Below are 15,916 nucleotides of genomic sequence, written 5' to 3' on the forward strand. Positions count from 1 at the left end.
ATGCGTCCCGCCTTCATCGGCGCAGCCTCCGGTCCGCCGCCAGCCACTGATAGACCTGCAGCAGGGCGCCGGCGGCGCTGCCATCGGTCACGTGCTCGCTGACGCTCCAGCGCGCGTGGCGCGCGAGGTCGCGAATGCCGGCCTGGTGCTGGGCAAGGCGCGTCACATATTGTTCGCGCACATGTTCGGCGCGGCTCATTAGCAACTCGCCTTCGTTCTCGGCACCGAGGAAGCGGACACGACCCTTGAAAGGCATCGCCATTTCGGCCGGATCGAGCACCTGCAGCAGATGGCCGTGCACGCCGCGATGGGCCAGCCGGCCGATCACCGAGCTGAGGTCCTCGAGCGGGGTCAGGAAGTCGCTGACCAGCACGGCATGGGCGTGGGCCGGAATATCGCCTTGCGGCGGCAGGCTTTCCTGCCTGGCGGCAGGCGACATCAGCAGAAGCCGCTCGGCCAGCTGTTCGACGGCATGGCGCCCGGTCCGCGGCCGCTCGGCATGGCCCAGCAAGCCGACGCGCTCCCCGGCCCTGACCAGGACCGCGGCCAGGGCCAGCGTCAGGACGAGTGCCCGCTCGCCCTTGGCGGGCAGGTCGCCGCGGCTGGCGTAATCCATCGACGGCGAGAGATCGCACCAGAGATAGACGCTCTGCGAAGCTGACCATTCGAGCTGGCGGAGATAGAGCCGGTCGCTTTTCGCCGAAGCGCGCCAGTCGAGGCGCCGCAACTCGTCGCCGGGCGAATAGGAACGGTATTGCCAGAATACCTCGCCTGGGCCGGTACGCCGGCGGCCATGGACGCCCTGCTCGATGGTGGCGGCGATGCGCTCCGCCGCGAGCAGCAGCGCCGGCAGCCGGGCGGCGGTATCGGCCGCCGCCGCCTTGATCCCTTCCGGGGCCAGCGGCGCCCGTTCCCGGGTAAGTTCCTTGAGGATCGATCGAGCCACGCGGCGGCGCTCAGCCCAATTGTCCGATCAGCCGGTCGATGATGCCGTCGAGCGTCGCACCTTCGGCGCGCGCGGCGTAGTTGAGGGCCACGCGATGGCGCAGGACCGGATGCGCCAGCGCGGCCACATCCTCGATCGACGGGCTGAAGCGGCCCTGCATCAGCGCGCGGGCACGACTCGCCAGCATCAGCGCCTGGCCGGCGCGCGGGCCCGGACCCCAGGCGAGGCTGCGCTTCACGTCCTCGATCTCGCTGGTTTCCGGCCTGCCGGCGCGTACCAGCCTCAGAATCGCTTCGACCACCTTGTCGCCGATCGGCACCCGCCGCACCAGTCGCTGCGCCGCCATCAATTCCTGGGCGTTCAAGACGGTGTCGGCGCGCGCGTCATCGGTCCCGGTGGTAACAATCAGCATCTGCCGCTCGGCCTCAAGGGTCGGATAGTCGACATCGATCTGCAGCAGGAAGCGGTCAAGCTGCGCTTCAGGCAGGGGATAGGTGCCCTCCTGCTCTAGCGGGTTTTGCGTTGCCAGCACATGGAAGGGCAGCGGCAGGTCATAGGTATGGCCGGCGACCGAGACCTTGTGCTCCTGCATCGCCTGCAGCAATGCCGATTGGGTACGCGGGCTGGCGCGGTTGATCTCGTCGGCCATCAGCAGCTGGCAGAAGACCGGTCCCTTGATGAAGCGGAAATTGCGCTTGCCCCCCTCGGCCTCTTCCAGCACCTCCGAGCCGATGATGTCGGCGGGCATCAGGTCCGGGGTACATTGCACGCGCCGGGCGTCCAGCCCCAGCACCTTGCCGAGGCATTCGACCAGGCGCGTCTTGGCGAGGCCCGGCACGCCGATCAGCAGCACATGGCCGCCTGCCAGGATGGTGACCAGCGACTGCTCGATGGTCTGCTCCTGGCCGAAAATGACCCTGGCGATGTTCTCCCGCACCCGGGCCAGGCGTTCGGCGAGGTGCTCGATCTCGGCCCCCAAATCGCCGCCCGCGACGGCCGGGCCCTGCGGCAGGGTTTGCGGGCTCGTGGTGCCGGAATAGGGGGCGGTTTCCATGCTTGCCAAATCGGCCTCCTTGCACTCGGATGGGGATCGCTTATCTATGTGATACTTATCTTTAGATTTCAGAAACGTAGCAATCTCGAAGGGTAGCGCCAGGGCCGGGGACATGTCCAACGACGAATTCAATAATCTGCCGTCCTGCGGTGACTTCGACTTCCGGATCGCCCGCGATGGCACCTGGTTCTATCGCGGCTCGCCCATCGGCCGGAAACCGCTGGTGCGGCTATTCTCCACGGTATTGCGGCGAGAAAATGACGGCTCCTATTGGCTGGTGACCCCGGTCGAGCGTGGCCGCATCATTGTGGACGATGCCCCCTTCGTTGCTGTGGAAATGAAAGTGGAAGGCGAGGGGCGTGACCGGCGCCTCATCTTCCGGACCAATGTCGATGACTGGGTTACGGCGGATGCCGAGCATCCGATCACTCTCAAGGAGGACGCGAACGGTACCCCCAGCCCCTATGTCCGGGTTCGGGGAGCGTTGGAGGCGCTGATCGCGCGGCCGGTCTTTTATGACATGGTCGAACTGGCCGAGACACGGCCGCAGGACGGCGCCGACGAGCTTGGTTTGTGGAGCGCCGGCCAGTATTTCGCCCTCGGCCGTGTACCGGCACCGGCGGGGGCGCATTGAGATGATTGAGGCGGCGATCTCCCGCGCGCTGGTGCTCGACCGCCTGCGCGACCATGTGCCCGGCCGCCGCATGGCGCCGGGGGGCGATGGCTTGCCGCGCCAGGCGGGCCTCGGAATGCGCGGTGACGATGATCTCAACCCGGAGATGCGTGCCGAGATGAACGGGCGCACACTCAAGCCGGCTGCCGTGCTGGTGCCGCTGATCGACCGTCCAGAGGGCATGACGGTGCTGCTGACCCGGCGCACCGACCATCTGCACGACCATGCCGGGCAAATCAGTTTCCCCGGTGGGCGCATCGACATGGCCGATGCCGATGCCGCCGCCGCCGCCCTGCGCGAGACGGAAGAGGAGACCGGGCTCGGCCGCGGCTATATCGATCTGGTCGGAACGCTCGACACCTATGTGACGCGGACCGGCTTCGAAGTGACGCCGCTGGTGGGCCTGGTCATGCCGGGCTTCGCGCTGCAGCCGGATTCGTTCGAAGTGGCCGAGATATTCGAGGTGCCGCTTGCCTTTTTCCTGGAGCCCGCCAGCCGCCGCACCGAGAGCCGGGAATGGCAGGGGCGCAAGCGCTATTTCTACGTCTATCCCTATCGCCACTATTACATCTGGGGAGCGACCGCGGGCATGCTCAACAACCTCGCCGAAGTGCTGGGCGCCCCGGCACCGGCCACGACCTGACGGTATTTGCGACCATGCGCGCCTTCCTCACCATCTTCATTCCCCTGCTGCTGCCCAGTGCGATCTACTGGCTGTATCTCAACATCCGCCAGCGTCAGGGCTTGCCCTTTCGCGAGGTGCCCTGGACCTGGCTGGGGGGCGCCGGCATCTTCCTTGCCATGGCGGCCCTCATCGTCACCTGGTATGCCGATGCGGAACCCACCAGCGGTCGCTACGTGCCGCCCCAGGTGATCGACGGCAAGGTCGTGCCGGGCCATTTCGAATAGCCGGCATTTGTGCCGCAAGGCAGGCAATCCGGCCCAATCCCTCAAAAAAACCTGACCGATTGCGAATCGTGCATTTCGGCGGCCGATCCCCTATAGAATCGCCTCGCCAGGGGATGGACGGCCCGGCAAGCGGCGGCAACGGCCGCGGGCGGATGGTGGAGAACAGGGATGGGCGAGGCGATGGGATCGGGGGCGCTGGGGCCGGCAATGGCCGATTCGCGCCCGCTGCTCCTCGGCCTCAAGGGCATCACCAAGGCGTTTCCCGGATGCCTCGCCAATGATGCGGTCGATCTCGACATCCGCGCCGGCGAAATCCATGCGCTGCTGGGCGAGAACGGGGCCGGCAAATCGACCCTGGTCAAGATCGTCTATGGCGTGCTGCAACCGGATGCTGGCGAAATCACCATTGCCGGCGAGATGCGGCGCATATCCAGCCCGGCCGCCGCGCGCGATCTCGGCATCGGCATGGTGTTCCAGCATTTCTCGCTGTTCGAGGCGCTGACCGTCGCCGACAACATCGCGCTCGGCCTCAATACGGCGGCGGCACGGCGGGACCTCAGATCCCGCATCGTCGCAATCTCGGAAAGCTATGGCCTGCCGCTCGATCCCGACCGCGTGGTGCATGACCTCTCGGTCGGCGAGCGGCAGCGGATCGAGATCGTGCGTTGCCTGCTGCAGAAGCCGAAGCTCCTCATCATGGACGAACCCACCTCGGTGCTGACGCCGCAGGAGGCGGACAACCTGTTCGCGACGCTGCGCCGCCTCGCCGCCGAGGGTTGCGCCATCCTCTATATCAGCCACAAGCTGGAGGAGATCCGGGCGCTGTGCGAGCGCGCCACCATCATGCGCCAGGGCCGCGTCGTCGCCAGCTGCGATCCCCGCGCTACCAGCGCCCGCGACCTGGCCGAGATGATGATCGGCGCCGAACTCGCCGCCCCCGCCCACGCGCGCAAGCCCGATGCCGCCGCACCCGTCCGCCTTGCCGTGCAGGATCTGTCGCTCCGCAGCAACCAGCAATTCGGTGTCGATCTCCACGACATCAGTTTTGCCGTGCGGGCCGGCGAGATCCTCGGTATCGGCGGTATTGCCGGCAACGGCCAGGGCGAGTTGATGGCGGCCCTTTCCGGAGAAATCCTGGCCCTGGCGCCCGGTGCGATCGCGCTCGACGGCGTCGCCGTCGGACGCATCGGCCCCGATGGCCGGCGCCGGCAGGGTGCCTGTTTCGTGCCGGAAGAGCGCAACGACCATGGCGCCGTGCGCGACATGACGCTGGCGGAGAACGCCCTGCTTTCGGCCTATCGCCGGCGGCGCCTTTCGCGCATGGGGTTCATTGACCGGCTGCGCACCCTGCTTTTCGCCGGGGAAGTGGTCGAGGATTTCGATGTGCGCACCAGCGGGCCCAGGGCCGAGGCGCGCTCGCTCTCCGGTGGCAATTTGCAGAAGTTCATCATCGGCCGCGAGATCCTGCAGGATCCTGGCATCCTGGTGGTGGCGCAGCCGACCTGGGGAGTCGATGCGGGGGCGGCCGCCGCGATCCACCAGGCGCTGATGGATCTGGCCGATGCCGGCGCGGCCATCGTCATCATTTCGCAGGACCTCGACGAATTGATGATGCTGGCCGACCGGATCGCCGTAATGGCGCATGGCCGCCTGTCGCCGGCGCGACCCGTTGCCGAGCTCAGCGTCGCCGAGATCGGCCTGCTGATGGGCGGCGCGCAGCCGGAAAGGGCGGAGGCCGCGCATGCATCTTGAGATCATTGCGCGCGGCGAAAGATCGAGGACCTGGGCCTATCTGTCGCCGGTTCTCGCAATCGTGCTTACCCTCGTCACCTCCGCCTTCATCTTCGCCTTTCTCGGCAAGGACCCGCTCGCCGCGCTGAAGGTGATGTGGATCGATCCCGTGCTGACCAAGCGCGGCTTTGCCGAGCTGTTCGTCAAGGCCGCGCCCCTTGTCATGATCGCGATCGGCCTGGCGTTGGGTTTCCGCGCCAATGTCTGGAATATCGGCGCCGAAGGGCAGTTCATCATGGGCGCCATCTTCGCGACCGGGGTGGCGCTCTATTTCTACGAGGTGCAGAACTGGCCGGTCTGGCTCGCCATGATCCCGGCCGGCATTCTGGGCGGTGCGCTCTGGGGCGCCATCCCCGCCTTCCTCAAGCTGCGCTTCAACGCCAACGAGATCCTGACCAGCCTGATGCTGACCTATGTCGCCTCGCTGATCCTGCTCTATCTGGTGGCGGGGCCGTGGAAGGATCCGGACGGCTACGGCTTCCCGCAATCGCGCATGTTCTCGGACGCCGCCAATTCGCCGCGCCTCATTTCCGGAACCCGCATCCATGTGGGCGTGTTCGCCAGCCTCGGCATCGTCATCCTCGGCTGGTTCCTGCTGCAGAAATCCATGCTGGGATTCCAGTTGAAGGTACTGGGCCAGGCGCCGCGTGCCGCCGCCTTCGCCGGCTTTTCCACCCGCGGACTGACCTGGCTTTCGCTGCTGGTGGGCGGCGGCCTTGCAGGTCTTGCCGGCATGTTCGAGGTGGCGGGGCCGATCGGACAGCTGACGCCGGCGCTTCCCACCGGTTATGGCTTCACCGCGATCATCGTCGCCTTCCTGGGGCGGCTGCATCCGATTGGTATCCTGTTTGGTGGCCTCGTGCTGGCGCTCTCCTATCTCGGCGGCGAGAAGGCGCAGATCGCCCTCGGCCTGCCTGCGGCCGTGGTCAAGATCAACCAGGGCATCCTGCTGTTCTATCTGTTGGCCTGCGACCTCTTCATCCGCTACCGGGTGAAGATCGCGACCGGGAGGGCGGCGTGATGGAAAGTGCCGTCCTCGTCTCCATCCTGCTCTCGGTGATCGCCGCCTCGACGCCGCTGCTCCTCGCCGGGATCGGCGAATTGGTGGTGGAAAGATCCGGTGTCCTCAATCTCGGCGTCGAGGGGATGATGCTGGTCGGCGCCATCGCCGGTTTCGCCGTCACCTATTCAAGCGGCAGTGCCAGCCTCGGCATTCTCGCCGCGGCCCTTGGCGGCATGGCGATGGCGCTGGTCTTTGCCTTCCTGACCCTGACCCTGCAGGCCAACCAGGTCGCCACCGGTCTTGCCCTCACCATCTTCGGCATCGGCCTTGCCGCGATGATGGGGGCCGGCTTCGTCGGCCATCCGGTGCCCAAGCTGCCGGGCCTCGACCTGCCGTTACTCTCCGCGATTCCGGTGATCGGGCCGCTCGTCTTCGGCCAGGATTTCCTGGTCTATTTTTCCATTGCCGCAGTGATCGGCGCTTCCTGGTTTCTCTATCGCAGCCATGGCGGGCTGGTGCTGCGGGCTATCGGCGATTCGCATGATGCCGCACATGCCATCGGCTATCCGGTCATTCGCATCCGCTATCTCGCCTGCCTGTTCGGCGGTGCCATGAGCGGGCTGGCCGGTGCCTATCTCTCGCTTTCCTATACGCCGATGTGGGCCGAGGACATGTCTGCCGGGCGCGGCTGGATCGCGCTCGCCCTGGTCGTCTTCGCCACCTGGCGCCCGGGGCGGCTGCTCCTGGGCGCCTATCTCTTCGGCGGCATCACCATCCTGCAATTCCATGTCCAGACCATGGGCCTCGGCATCCCGCCGCAATTCGTCTCGATGCTGCCCTACCTCGCTACCATCCTGGTGCTGTGCGCGATTTCCAGCGACGCCACCCGGATCCGATTGAATGCCCCGGCCTGTCTCGGACGTCCGTTCCATGCCGCCGGTTGAACCCATCGACCATCAGAAAAGCCATAGGAGGCCAGAGATGCTGATCAAACGTCGAACCTTTACCAAGGCGCTGGGCGCCGGCCTTGCCGCCGGCGCGCTGCCGGCCTTCGGCCACCAGGCGCGGGCGGCCGATTTCAAGGCGGGCTATGTCTATGTCGGCCCGATCGGCGATCACGGCTGGTCCTACCAGCACGACCAGGGGCGCCTCGCCGCCGACAAGGCGCTGGGTATTACCTCCACCTATGTCGAGAAGGTTCCGGAGGGTGCCGATGCCGAGCGCGTCATCCGCGAACTGGCGGAGACCGGCCACGGCATCATCTTCACCACCTCGTTCGGCTTCATGGATCCGACCCTGAAGGTGGCGCGCGACTACCCCGAGGTGAAGTTCGAGCACGCCACCGGGTACAAGCGCGCTGACAACGTCTCCACCTACAACATCCGCTTCTACGAGGCGCGCTACATCCAGGGCGTCATTGCCGGCAAGATGTCGACTTCGGGTGTGGTCGGCTATATCGGCTCGATTCCGATCCCCGAAGTCATCATGGGCATGAACGCCTTCATCCTCGGCATGCGCTCGGTCAACCCGCAGGGCCGCATCAAGCAGGTCTTCATCAATTCCTGGTACGACCCCGGCAAGGAAGCCGATGCCGCCAAGGCGCTGCTCGACCAGGGCGCCGACATCATCGCCCAGCACACGGATTCGCCAGCACCCCTGCAGGTGGCGCAGGAACGCGGCCTCAAGGGCTTCGGCCAGGCTTCCGACATGATCAAGTTCGCGCCCGACGCGCAGCTCACCTCGGCGGTCGATTTCTGGGACGACTATTACACCGAGCGTACCAAGGCGGCGATGGAAGGGAGCTGGGCAAGCCACGACGTCTGGGGCGGGCTCAAGAGCGGCATGCTGCACATGGCGCCCTATGCCAACATGCCGGATGATGTGAAGCAGATGGCGATGGCGACCGAGGCCGATATCCGCGACGGCAAGCTCACCATCTTCAAGGGACCGATCAACGCCCAGGACGGCAGCGCCAAGGTGGCAGCAGGCGAAGTTCTCGACGATGGAGCCATTGCCGGCATGGACTGGCTGGCGCAAGGGGTCGAGGGCGACCTGCCGAAATAGTCCGGAAAATCCCACGGCCTGGCACCCGGTCGCGGCGACGCGGCCGGGTGTTGCCTATATGCGGGTGAGGAGATCGGCAAGAGCCGATTGCTGCTCGGCACTGGCGTCGGTGCGACCCTGCGGCGCCGAGCTGCCCGGGAGTGTGGCCACATCGCCGCCGCAGCATCGCCTGAGCGCCAGCGAAAGCTTCTCCGGTTCGATCGGCTTCGAGACATAGTCGTTCATGCCGGCGGCTAGATAGCGCTCGCGATCGCCGGTCATAGCATTGGCCGTGAGCGCGATGATCGGCAGGTCAGCATAGGTGCCGCCCAGGCTGCGGATCTGGCGCGTCGCCATGATGCCGTCCATTTTCGGCATCTGCACGTCCATCAGCACGGCGTCGAAGCGGCTGTGCTGGACGGCCGCCACCGCCTCGTTGCCGTCGGCCGCCAGCGCGGTAGTGTGACCGGCCGCCTCCAGCAGGGCGCAGATGACCTTCTGGTTGATCACGTTGTCCTCTGCGACAAGGAGGGAGAGCTTGCGCGTGCCGACCTGCCGCAACAGGCTGCGATCAGCCATGTCGAGTTCGTCGCGGCTTGCCACCAGCTCGTCGGCCACCTGAAGCTCAAGCCGCATCCAGAAGGTCGACCCCTTGCCGGGTTCAGATTGCACGCCGACCTCGCCGCCCATCAATTGCGTCAGCTCGCGGCAGATGGCGAGGCCCAGCCCGGTGCCGCCATAGCGGCGCGTCATCGAGGCATCGGCCTGGGAGAATTTCTGGAACAGGCGCGGCTGCACCTCCGGGGCGATGCCGATGCCGGAATCCAGCACCGCAAAAGTCACCGCGTGGCGGCCACCCGCAAGCGGTGTCGCCGCGACCTTCAGCCGGATCCCGCCCTGATGGGTGAACTTCACGGCATTGCCGAGGAAATTGGCCAGTACCTGGCCGATGCGCGAGGAATCGCCGATCAGGACCGGCGGCACCTGCCGGTCGATCTCGAAATCCAGGCTTAGCTTCTTAGAGAGGGCGGAGGGCCGCCACAGGGCGACTAGGTCGGCGATGAGATCGTGCATCGAGAACGGCGCCAGATTGAGGTCGAGGCGACCGGCCTCGATCTTGGAGATGTCGAGAATGTCGTCGAGCAGCGACAGCAGTCCCTTGGCGGAGCTTTCCAGCGTGCTGAGCTTGTCGTGCTGATCCGGCGTCAGCGGCGAGTTCTTGAGCAGGTGCACCATGCCGATGACGCCGTTCATCGGCGTCCGGATCTCGTGGCTCATCGAAGCGAGGAAGTCGGACTTGGTGCGATTGGCCTTGTCGGCGGCGTCGCGTGCGCGCAGCAGAAGTTCATTGGCCTCGGCAAGTTCCCGGCTGCGGCGCTGCAGGTTCTCCTCGGCAATGCGGCGCTCGACCGCGTTGTCGCGGAAAACCTCGAGCGCCCGCGCCATGCGGCCGATCTCGTCGCTGCGCTCGGTATAGGGCACGTTGCTGTCCAACTCGCCCGTGGAGAAACGCTGCATCAGCAACGTCATGCGATCGAGCGGCCTGGTCGCCAGGTGGAGCGCCAGCAGGGTGAGGCCGAGCAGCGCCGCGGCGATGGCGCCATTGGTCGTAATCAGGGTGCGCAGGTGCTGCGCCTGCGCCGCTGCCAAGGGGGTCAGCGACAGAGCCACCGTAATCTCGCCGATGGCACGGCCGTCGATCAGGATGTCGGCGCTGCTGGTGAGACGTCCCGGGTCCTCGCCGTCTTCGGGCGCGGCGCTCACCGTCACGAACATTTGCCCGTCGGTCTCGCGGATCGTCGCCTCGGCAAAGCCGTTGATGACGCGCATCGCCTGAAGCTGCGCCTCGGCCGCGTCGCGGTCGTATTCCCAGACGGAATTGGCGACAGCACCGGCATAGAGCAGGGCAAGGTTATCCGCCGTCGCCTGGAAGTCGCGGGACAATTGCCCCTCGAAGCGCCGTTCCTCGATCAGGACATAGATTGCCTGAATCGCAAGAATGGCGACCGCGAGAGCCATCACCACGCGGGCCTTCAGGCCAATTCCTTTCCAGCGCTGCTGCATGGCGGCAGCTTGGCCCAGATGCGGTTAACAGAGTGTGTATGACGCAAGATTATGGCTGATTTCCGCGGGGATAGTCGCGCGGCGCGCCGGCAATGGCGCAATCCGACCTTGGGCCGAATCGAAAGCCTTGGCTAGGCTACCGGGAGAACAAGGGGGGCGCCATGCCGGGCCGAACGTTTCCTCGGGGCGGGGTCTTGCAGTCGTCGGCCGCTGCCATGGCAATCTTTGCGGCTGTCCTGGTCGGGTTTTACGATCTTCCCGGGCGTGCCGCCCTGGCTGAGGATCATTCCGGCGTTCCGGCGACCGCGGCAACTTGTCGCGGCGAGCGGCAATCGCCGATCGACCTTGGCGGCGCTCTGCCAGCGCGCGGTGCCGCACTGGCCCTGGATTACACCCCCTTCGACGGCGAACTCCACCATCGCGGCCATACCCTGGAAGTGATGCCGCGGGCCGGATCCGCCGGCGGCACCCTGGTGCTCGGAAACGATCGCTACAATTTCGTCCAGTTCCATTTCCACCATCCGAGCGAACACGCCCTGGCCGGCAAGCGCTGGCCGATGGAGATGCATATCGTGCACCGCGCTGCCGATGGCAGGCTGGTGGTTCTCGGCATCATGTTGCGGCCGGGCCGCGAAAATGGCGGGATCGCCGCTCTGCTCAAGGCTATGCCGCATTCTGGCGGGGCACTGTCATTGCCGCCGATGGAACTCGGCCAGTTCATGCCGGCTGGCAGGGCACATTTCAGCTATGAGGGGTCGCTCACCACGCCGCCCTGCAGCGAGATCGTGCAGTGGATCGTGTTTCGCGACCCGATTGAGGCTGCCCCCGGGCAGATCACGGCGCTGGCGCGAGCCTTTCCGATGAATGCGCGACCGCTGCAGCCGAGCCATGGCCGCCCGGTCGGTCTCGATCTCTTCTGATTGGGAGGTGACGATGACCACTTCATTCTCCGCCACATCCCTTGCACTTGTCTGCCTTGCCGCCGGACTGGCGCTGGCGGGCTGCCAGAAGCGGACTGAGAGCGGCGGTATAGCCGATCTCACGCCCCCCGATCCGGAGCCGCCGGCGACAGCAAGTTCGGCGTCGGATAGCGCGGTCGCTACGGCGGCGGAGTCTGCAGCGATCCCGCCGGAATTCGCCGGCCGCTGGTTTGTCAGCGCGGTCTTTCCGGTGCTGGCGCGCCAAGCCAGCATTGCCGATCCGCATCTCGGCACGACCCTGGTGATCGGCGCGGCGGAAGCCAGCGACGTTAACGGGCAACGCTGTCTGGCGCCGCAGATGCAGATCGCCCGCGGCACCGCCAATCTGCGGCTTGGGCCGGTCTCGCTGGCCGGTCTGGAGCGCCTCGGCATCGAATGCAGGGGGCGGCCGTTCGCTTCCTACCTGCTGCTGCCGGGCGCAGTCCTGGATGCGAGCTATCAGGCGGCAGCGGCAGAAGCGCCCTTTGCCCTCGTCGCCGAGCGCCCCGAGGCCCAATACCTGCTGGAGCGGGCGGAACATGTGCTGTTGCGTGCCGCCACCTTGCCGGCAGCGCTGGCCATCGAGAGCGGAACGGCAACGGTGCTGCCCGCTTCCACCCCGACAGCGCCGGCACCGCCGCCAGGAGCCCCTCAGATACCAGTTCCGACGATGCCAGCCCCGGTCGCGGAAAAGCAGCCAGTCGCGCCAGAGGCCGACGCTGCAGTTCGCCTGGCTCCGGCCGCGCCGCTGGCGCTTACCCCTGCTCTGCCCGAGCCGGTTCCGGAAACCGGCGCCACGCCGGCGGCGGCCTCGCCGGCAACTGCAATTGCCGGCAGCAGCCTGCCGGCGGCCGGCAGCGCCATTCATCTTGCGAGCTACAAGGGGCTGAGCGCCGCCAAGCGCGGCTGGAAGATCCTGCTGGGCGATTTTGATGCGCTCGATCCGCTGTCGCCGCTCTATGTGACGGTTGATGTTCCGGGCAAGGGGGAAATGGTGCGCCTCTATGCGACGGCAAAGGACAGCGCCGATCTCGGCAGGGCCTGCCAGGCACTGCAGGCCAAGGGCGCCTATTGCGCGGTCAGCCGCTAGTCCCCGGTTCCCGCGCGCTGCCGGCCGGCTCAGGTTCAGGCTCAGGCTCAGGCTCAGGCACTTCGGCCGTGGCATCGTAAAGGGCGATCTCGCTGAGATCCTCCATGTCGTTGCCGCCCGCATTTCCGGCTACATCTTCGGCCACATTCCCACCCACGTCCCCGGGTGGAATTTCCGCCGCATCGCCGGTGGTATCAGCACGGTCTGCGGAATCCGGCACCATCGGTTCCGCTTCTGATTCCGGCAACAACTCGATTTCCGTCGCCTCGAAATCCTCTACCAGCGCGTCGGCCATCTCGACCGCGGCAGTCGGCATGGCCGTTTCAGCCGCTGCCTCTGCCATGTCCGCGGCCTCCGCCGCCACGGCGGAATGCGGCGCGGCGGTGGCTGCGACAAGTCCGGCCACGTCTTCTTCCAGCTTCTGCATCACGGCGCCGAGCGGCGATTTCTGTCGCCCCTCGATCACCTCGAGGAGGGTCATCACCATCTGCTTGAGTTCGCCATTCTCGCGGGCGAGGCGCTCGGCGCGGGCAGCTTCGCCGACCGCCTGTTCCGCCCGGGCCAGCGCGCGTTCGAGATCGGCGCCAAGTTCGGCGATGCGCGCCTCGGCCCGGGTCAGTTCGGCGCCTTGGCGCGCCAGCGACCCCTCGACGATCCGGACCAGATCATCGAGGCGCAATTCGACCTTGCGCGCAAAGGCGGCGTCACTGCTCAATCGCTCGCGCGCCGCTGCGACCCGCGCCCGGAGATCCTCGATCTCGTCCGTCATGCCGCCATCTCCGCACCGAAAGCAAAAGGCCCGCGACGATGATCCGCCGCGGGCCGCATTCTGTCGAGTGAAATAGGGGGGCGATTCACCCCGCCGTCAATCCCGGTGAGTCATCAGCCCCATTGGCGGACGCGGCCGGTATCAACATGCACGAATTCCGATTTCGGATAAAAACCGACGCCGCCCCGCTGCAGGGCGATCGCCTCGGCGCGCAGCGTCTTCAGCTTGACGTCGCGCAGTCGGATGTCGATCGCCTTGCCCTGCATGTGCAGGCTCTTCTTTGCAACACCGCCGCTGGCCGCGGCTAGCGTCGCATTGCTTTTCGGACTGCGATAGCCGGAGATGATCTCGAAAGGCTTGCCGCTTTCGAGCTTGCGATGCAGGTCGACCAGAAGATCAAGCAACGGCAGGTCCATCGGGTGTACCTCGCCGGTGCGATGGTCGCGCAGGATCTGGTTGATGTCGCGGATGGCGCCCTTGTCATAGGTGCCGTCGCGCCAGTAGGTCGCCTTCAGAATTTCGGTGGTGTGGGTGTTGAAGAAACCGAGGGCCCTGGTGTTGATCCCACCGGCTGAGGCCATGACGGCCCGGGGCATGAAGGTAAGGGCGGCAGCGCCGACAAGGCCCAGGCCCAGAAAGGCGCGGCGGCTCGGCAAATTCGTTTCAAGACGTCGAGACATTATTCTTCCAATCTCCCTAGGCGCCCGGGAACTCACCCGGCGGCCGATCGTTTTGCTTTGCCTCTCGCCCGCCCGCGGAAAATCCGGCGGCCGATCGGCTTGCGTTGCTAGGCAAGACTGGCGCGGGTCATCCCCATCTCCACGCCAATAGAAACCCCCGGTCTCCGGCCGGGATTCAAGATCAATCGGTTGACGAAACCCCTGTTTGGCTGCCGCCACTTGGGCAGCCCTGCAGCAAAGTTGCCACAGGGTTACCGCAAATGCAAAGCGAAATTTTTGAGGATTGTTAAGCAACCCCCTGGATTCGCACGGAAATTAGGGAATTTTTAAGATCAGTAACCGAGGGCGCAGCCATCCTTGCGCGGGTCGGACCCTGCAATCAGCACCCCGCGCTGCCAATCGATCCGGATTGCCTGGCCGCCGCCCAGGGGGTCGCCGGCTGGTTCCACCCGGTGGCCGCGGGCGCGCAACGCCTCGATCGTTTTCTGCGGGATGCCGCGTTCGACCGAGATGACGCCGTCCTCATAGAAGGCGCGGGGAAGATCCATCGCCTCCTGCGGGTCGAGGCCGCATTCCAGCATCGCGGTGAGGGCATGGACCTGCCCGACCGGCTGGTAGTCGCCGCCCATGACGCCGAACGGCATGATCGCGCGATCGCCTTCGGTCACCATCGCCGGAATGATGGTATGCATCGAGCGCTTGCCGGGGCCGATGCAATTGGGATGCGCAGGGTCGAGCTGGAAGCAGGCCCCGCGATTCTGCAGCAGCACGCCGGATTTGGGTGCCATGATGCCGCTGCCGAAACCGTAATAGATCGAGTTGATGAACGAGACCGCGTTGCGGTCGCGGTCCACCACGGTGAGATAGATCGTGTCCGGGTGTTTTGGGAAACTGCCGACGGCGCCAAGGTCGAGGGACCGGTCCATGCGGATGAGTCCGGCAAGGGCCGCGGCATGGCTGTCCGAGAGCAGGCCGGCGACCGGCACCCGCGCAAAGGCCGGGTCGGCGATATGGGCATTGCGCTCGCGATAGGCGAGCTTCGCCGCCTCGAGCTGGAGGTGGAAACGGTCGGGCCCGAGCGGGTCGGCGCCTGATTTCTCCGGGCCCGCGGCCTTCAGGATGTTGAGCATCAGCAGCGCCGTCAGGCCCTGGCCGGGCGGCGGGCATTCCCACAAGCGGATGCCGCCATAGCTGGTCGAAATCGGCGTCACATAGTCGCCCCGGTGGCGGGCAAGATCGGCGGTGTCGACGAGCCCGCCCAGTGCCTGTATGGCGGTGGCGATGTCCTCGGCGACCCAGCCTTGATAGAAGCCGGCCGCACCCTTGGCCGCGATCTCCGTCAGCGTCCTGGCGAGCAACGGCAGGCGCACCACATCGCCGATCCGCGGCGCCTTGCCGGCGACGAGGTAGGATGCGGCGGCAGCGGGATTGCGCGCCAGCTTCTCCGCATCCTGTTCCCAGTCATGGGCCACGCGCGGTGCCACCGGGAAGCCATGCTCGGCATAATGGATGGCCGGCCGCAGCAACTGGTCGATGCCGAAGCGCCCGTGATCCTGGGCCAGGCGGCACCATGCTTCGATGGCGCCGGGCACCGTAATCGCATGGACGGAATCCGGCGCGATCGCCGTGATCCCGCGTTCCTTGAACCAGCCCGCTTCCGCTTTCATCGCGGCGGCACCGTTGCCGTTATAGGCGATGATCTCGGCACTGCCGCCCTTCGACATCAGGACGAAGCAATCGCCGCCGATGCCGGTCATCGCGGGCTCGACCACGGCCAGCACGGCCGAGGCCGTGATGGCGGCATCAATGGCCGTGCCGCCGGCCTTCAGGCATTCGATTGCCGCCTGGCTGGCGAGCGGATGCGATGTCGCGGCGGCGCCGTCGCTCGCATAGATGGGCGAGCGGCCGGCCAGATGAAGGTCACGCATGATGGCT

15 protein-coding genes are annotated in these 15,916 nt (G+C 66.2%); 9 read left to right on the forward strand and 6 right to left on the reverse strand.

The window, feature by feature from the left end:
• Positions 1 to 13: 13 nt before the first annotated feature.
• Together A8950_RS02720 and A8950_RS02725 are read right to left on the reverse strand one after the other, a co-directional pair.
• Complete coding sequence (locus A8950_RS02720) at positions 14 to 946, reverse strand: DUF58 domain-containing protein (protein WP_243735507.1); 933 nt, start codon at positions 944 to 946, stop codon at positions 14 to 16.
• A 10-nt stretch (positions 947 to 956) separates the two neighbouring features.
• On the reverse strand, positions 957 to 2,000 hold the full coding sequence (locus tag A8950_RS02725) for an AAA family ATPase (RefSeq protein ID WP_133612661.1): 1,044 nt from the start codon (positions 1,998 to 2,000) through the stop codon (positions 957 to 959).
• Between the two features lie 112 nt (positions 2,001 to 2,112).
• Between A8950_RS02725 and A8950_RS02730 the strand changes: the two genes are divergently transcribed.
• From A8950_RS02730 to A8950_RS02760, 7 genes are all read left to right on the forward strand, one after another.
• Positions 2,113 to 2,634 (forward strand): DUF1285 domain-containing protein, encoded by a 522-nt coding sequence (locus tag A8950_RS02730; protein WP_133612078.1) that lies wholly within the window; start codon positions 2,113 to 2,115, stop codon positions 2,632 to 2,634.
• 1 nt (position 2,635) lies between these two features.
• On the forward strand, positions 2,636 to 3,316 hold the full coding sequence (locus tag A8950_RS02735; protein ID WP_166644962.1) for a CoA pyrophosphatase: 681 nt from the start codon (positions 2,636 to 2,638) through the stop codon (positions 3,314 to 3,316).
• A 14-nt stretch (positions 3,317 to 3,330) separates the two neighbouring features.
• On the forward strand, positions 3,331 to 3,582 hold the full coding sequence (locus A8950_RS02740) for a DUF6111 family protein (RefSeq protein WP_133612079.1): 252 nt from the start codon (positions 3,331 to 3,333) through the stop codon (positions 3,580 to 3,582).
• A gap of 168 nt (positions 3,583 to 3,750) precedes the next feature.
• The gene (locus tag A8950_RS02745; RefSeq protein ID WP_407644221.1) at positions 3,751 to 5,334 is read left to right on the forward strand and encodes an ABC transporter ATP-binding protein; all 1,584 of its coding nucleotides are present in this window, start codon (positions 3,751 to 3,753) and stop codon (positions 5,332 to 5,334) included.
• A complete protein-coding gene (locus tag A8950_RS02750; protein WP_133612080.1) occupies positions 5,324 to 6,394 on the forward strand; it encodes an ABC transporter permease in 1,071 nt (356 codons plus the stop codon). The genes A8950_RS02745 and A8950_RS02750 overlap by 11 nt, the downstream gene beginning before the upstream one ends.
• Positions 6,394 to 7,320: an ABC transporter permease gene (locus tag A8950_RS02755; protein ID WP_133612081.1), complete on the forward strand. Its 927-nt coding sequence runs from the start codon at positions 6,394 to 6,396 to the stop codon at positions 7,318 to 7,320. The genes A8950_RS02750 and A8950_RS02755 overlap by 1 nt, the downstream gene beginning before the upstream one ends.
• A gap of 37 nt (positions 7,321 to 7,357) precedes the next feature.
• Positions 7,358 to 8,440 (forward strand): BMP family ABC transporter substrate-binding protein, encoded by a 1,083-nt coding sequence (locus A8950_RS02760; protein ID WP_133612082.1) that lies wholly within the window; start codon positions 7,358 to 7,360, stop codon positions 8,438 to 8,440.
• A 54-nt stretch (positions 8,441 to 8,494) separates the two neighbouring features.
• On the opposite strand, the gene A8950_RS02765 is transcribed toward A8950_RS02760, so the two are convergent.
• Positions 8,495 to 10,483 (reverse strand): ATP-binding protein, encoded by a 1,989-nt coding sequence (locus tag A8950_RS02765; RefSeq protein ID WP_133612083.1) that lies wholly within the window; start codon positions 10,481 to 10,483, stop codon positions 8,495 to 8,497.
• A 215-nt stretch (positions 10,484 to 10,698) separates the two neighbouring features.
• On the opposite strand from A8950_RS02765, the gene A8950_RS02770 reads away from it, so the two are divergent.
• Complete coding sequence (locus A8950_RS02770) at positions 10,699 to 11,403, forward strand: carbonic anhydrase (protein WP_166644963.1); 705 nt, start codon at positions 10,699 to 10,701, stop codon at positions 11,401 to 11,403.
• Between the two features lie 13 nt (positions 11,404 to 11,416).
• Positions 11,417 to 12,532: a hypothetical protein gene (locus tag A8950_RS02775; RefSeq protein WP_133612085.1), complete on the forward strand. Its 1,116-nt coding sequence runs from the start codon at positions 11,417 to 11,419 to the stop codon at positions 12,530 to 12,532.
• Here A8950_RS02775 and A8950_RS02780 read toward each other — a convergent pair.
• The 3 genes from A8950_RS02780 to A8950_RS02790 form a co-directional block, all read right to left on the reverse strand.
• Positions 12,522 to 13,301 (reverse strand): hypothetical protein, encoded by a 780-nt coding sequence (locus tag A8950_RS02780; RefSeq protein ID WP_133612086.1) that lies wholly within the window; start codon positions 13,299 to 13,301, stop codon positions 12,522 to 12,524. The genes A8950_RS02775 and A8950_RS02780 overlap by 11 nt on opposite strands.
• Before the next feature lie 113 nt (positions 13,302 to 13,414).
• Positions 13,415 to 13,981 (reverse strand): DUF882 domain-containing protein, encoded by a 567-nt coding sequence (locus A8950_RS02785; protein WP_133612087.1) that lies wholly within the window; start codon positions 13,979 to 13,981, stop codon positions 13,415 to 13,417.
• A gap of 332 nt (positions 13,982 to 14,313) precedes the next feature.
• Entirely contained in the window at positions 14,314 to 15,909 is a 1,596-nt protein-coding gene (locus A8950_RS02790; RefSeq protein WP_133612088.1) for a gamma-glutamyltransferase family protein, read from the reverse strand.
• Positions 15,910 to 15,916: the final 7 nt, after the last annotated feature.

This window comes from Dongia mobilis, assembly GCF_004363235.1.
GTDB classification, from domain to species: Bacteria; Pseudomonadota; Alphaproteobacteria; order Dongiales; family Dongiaceae; genus Dongia; species Dongia mobilis.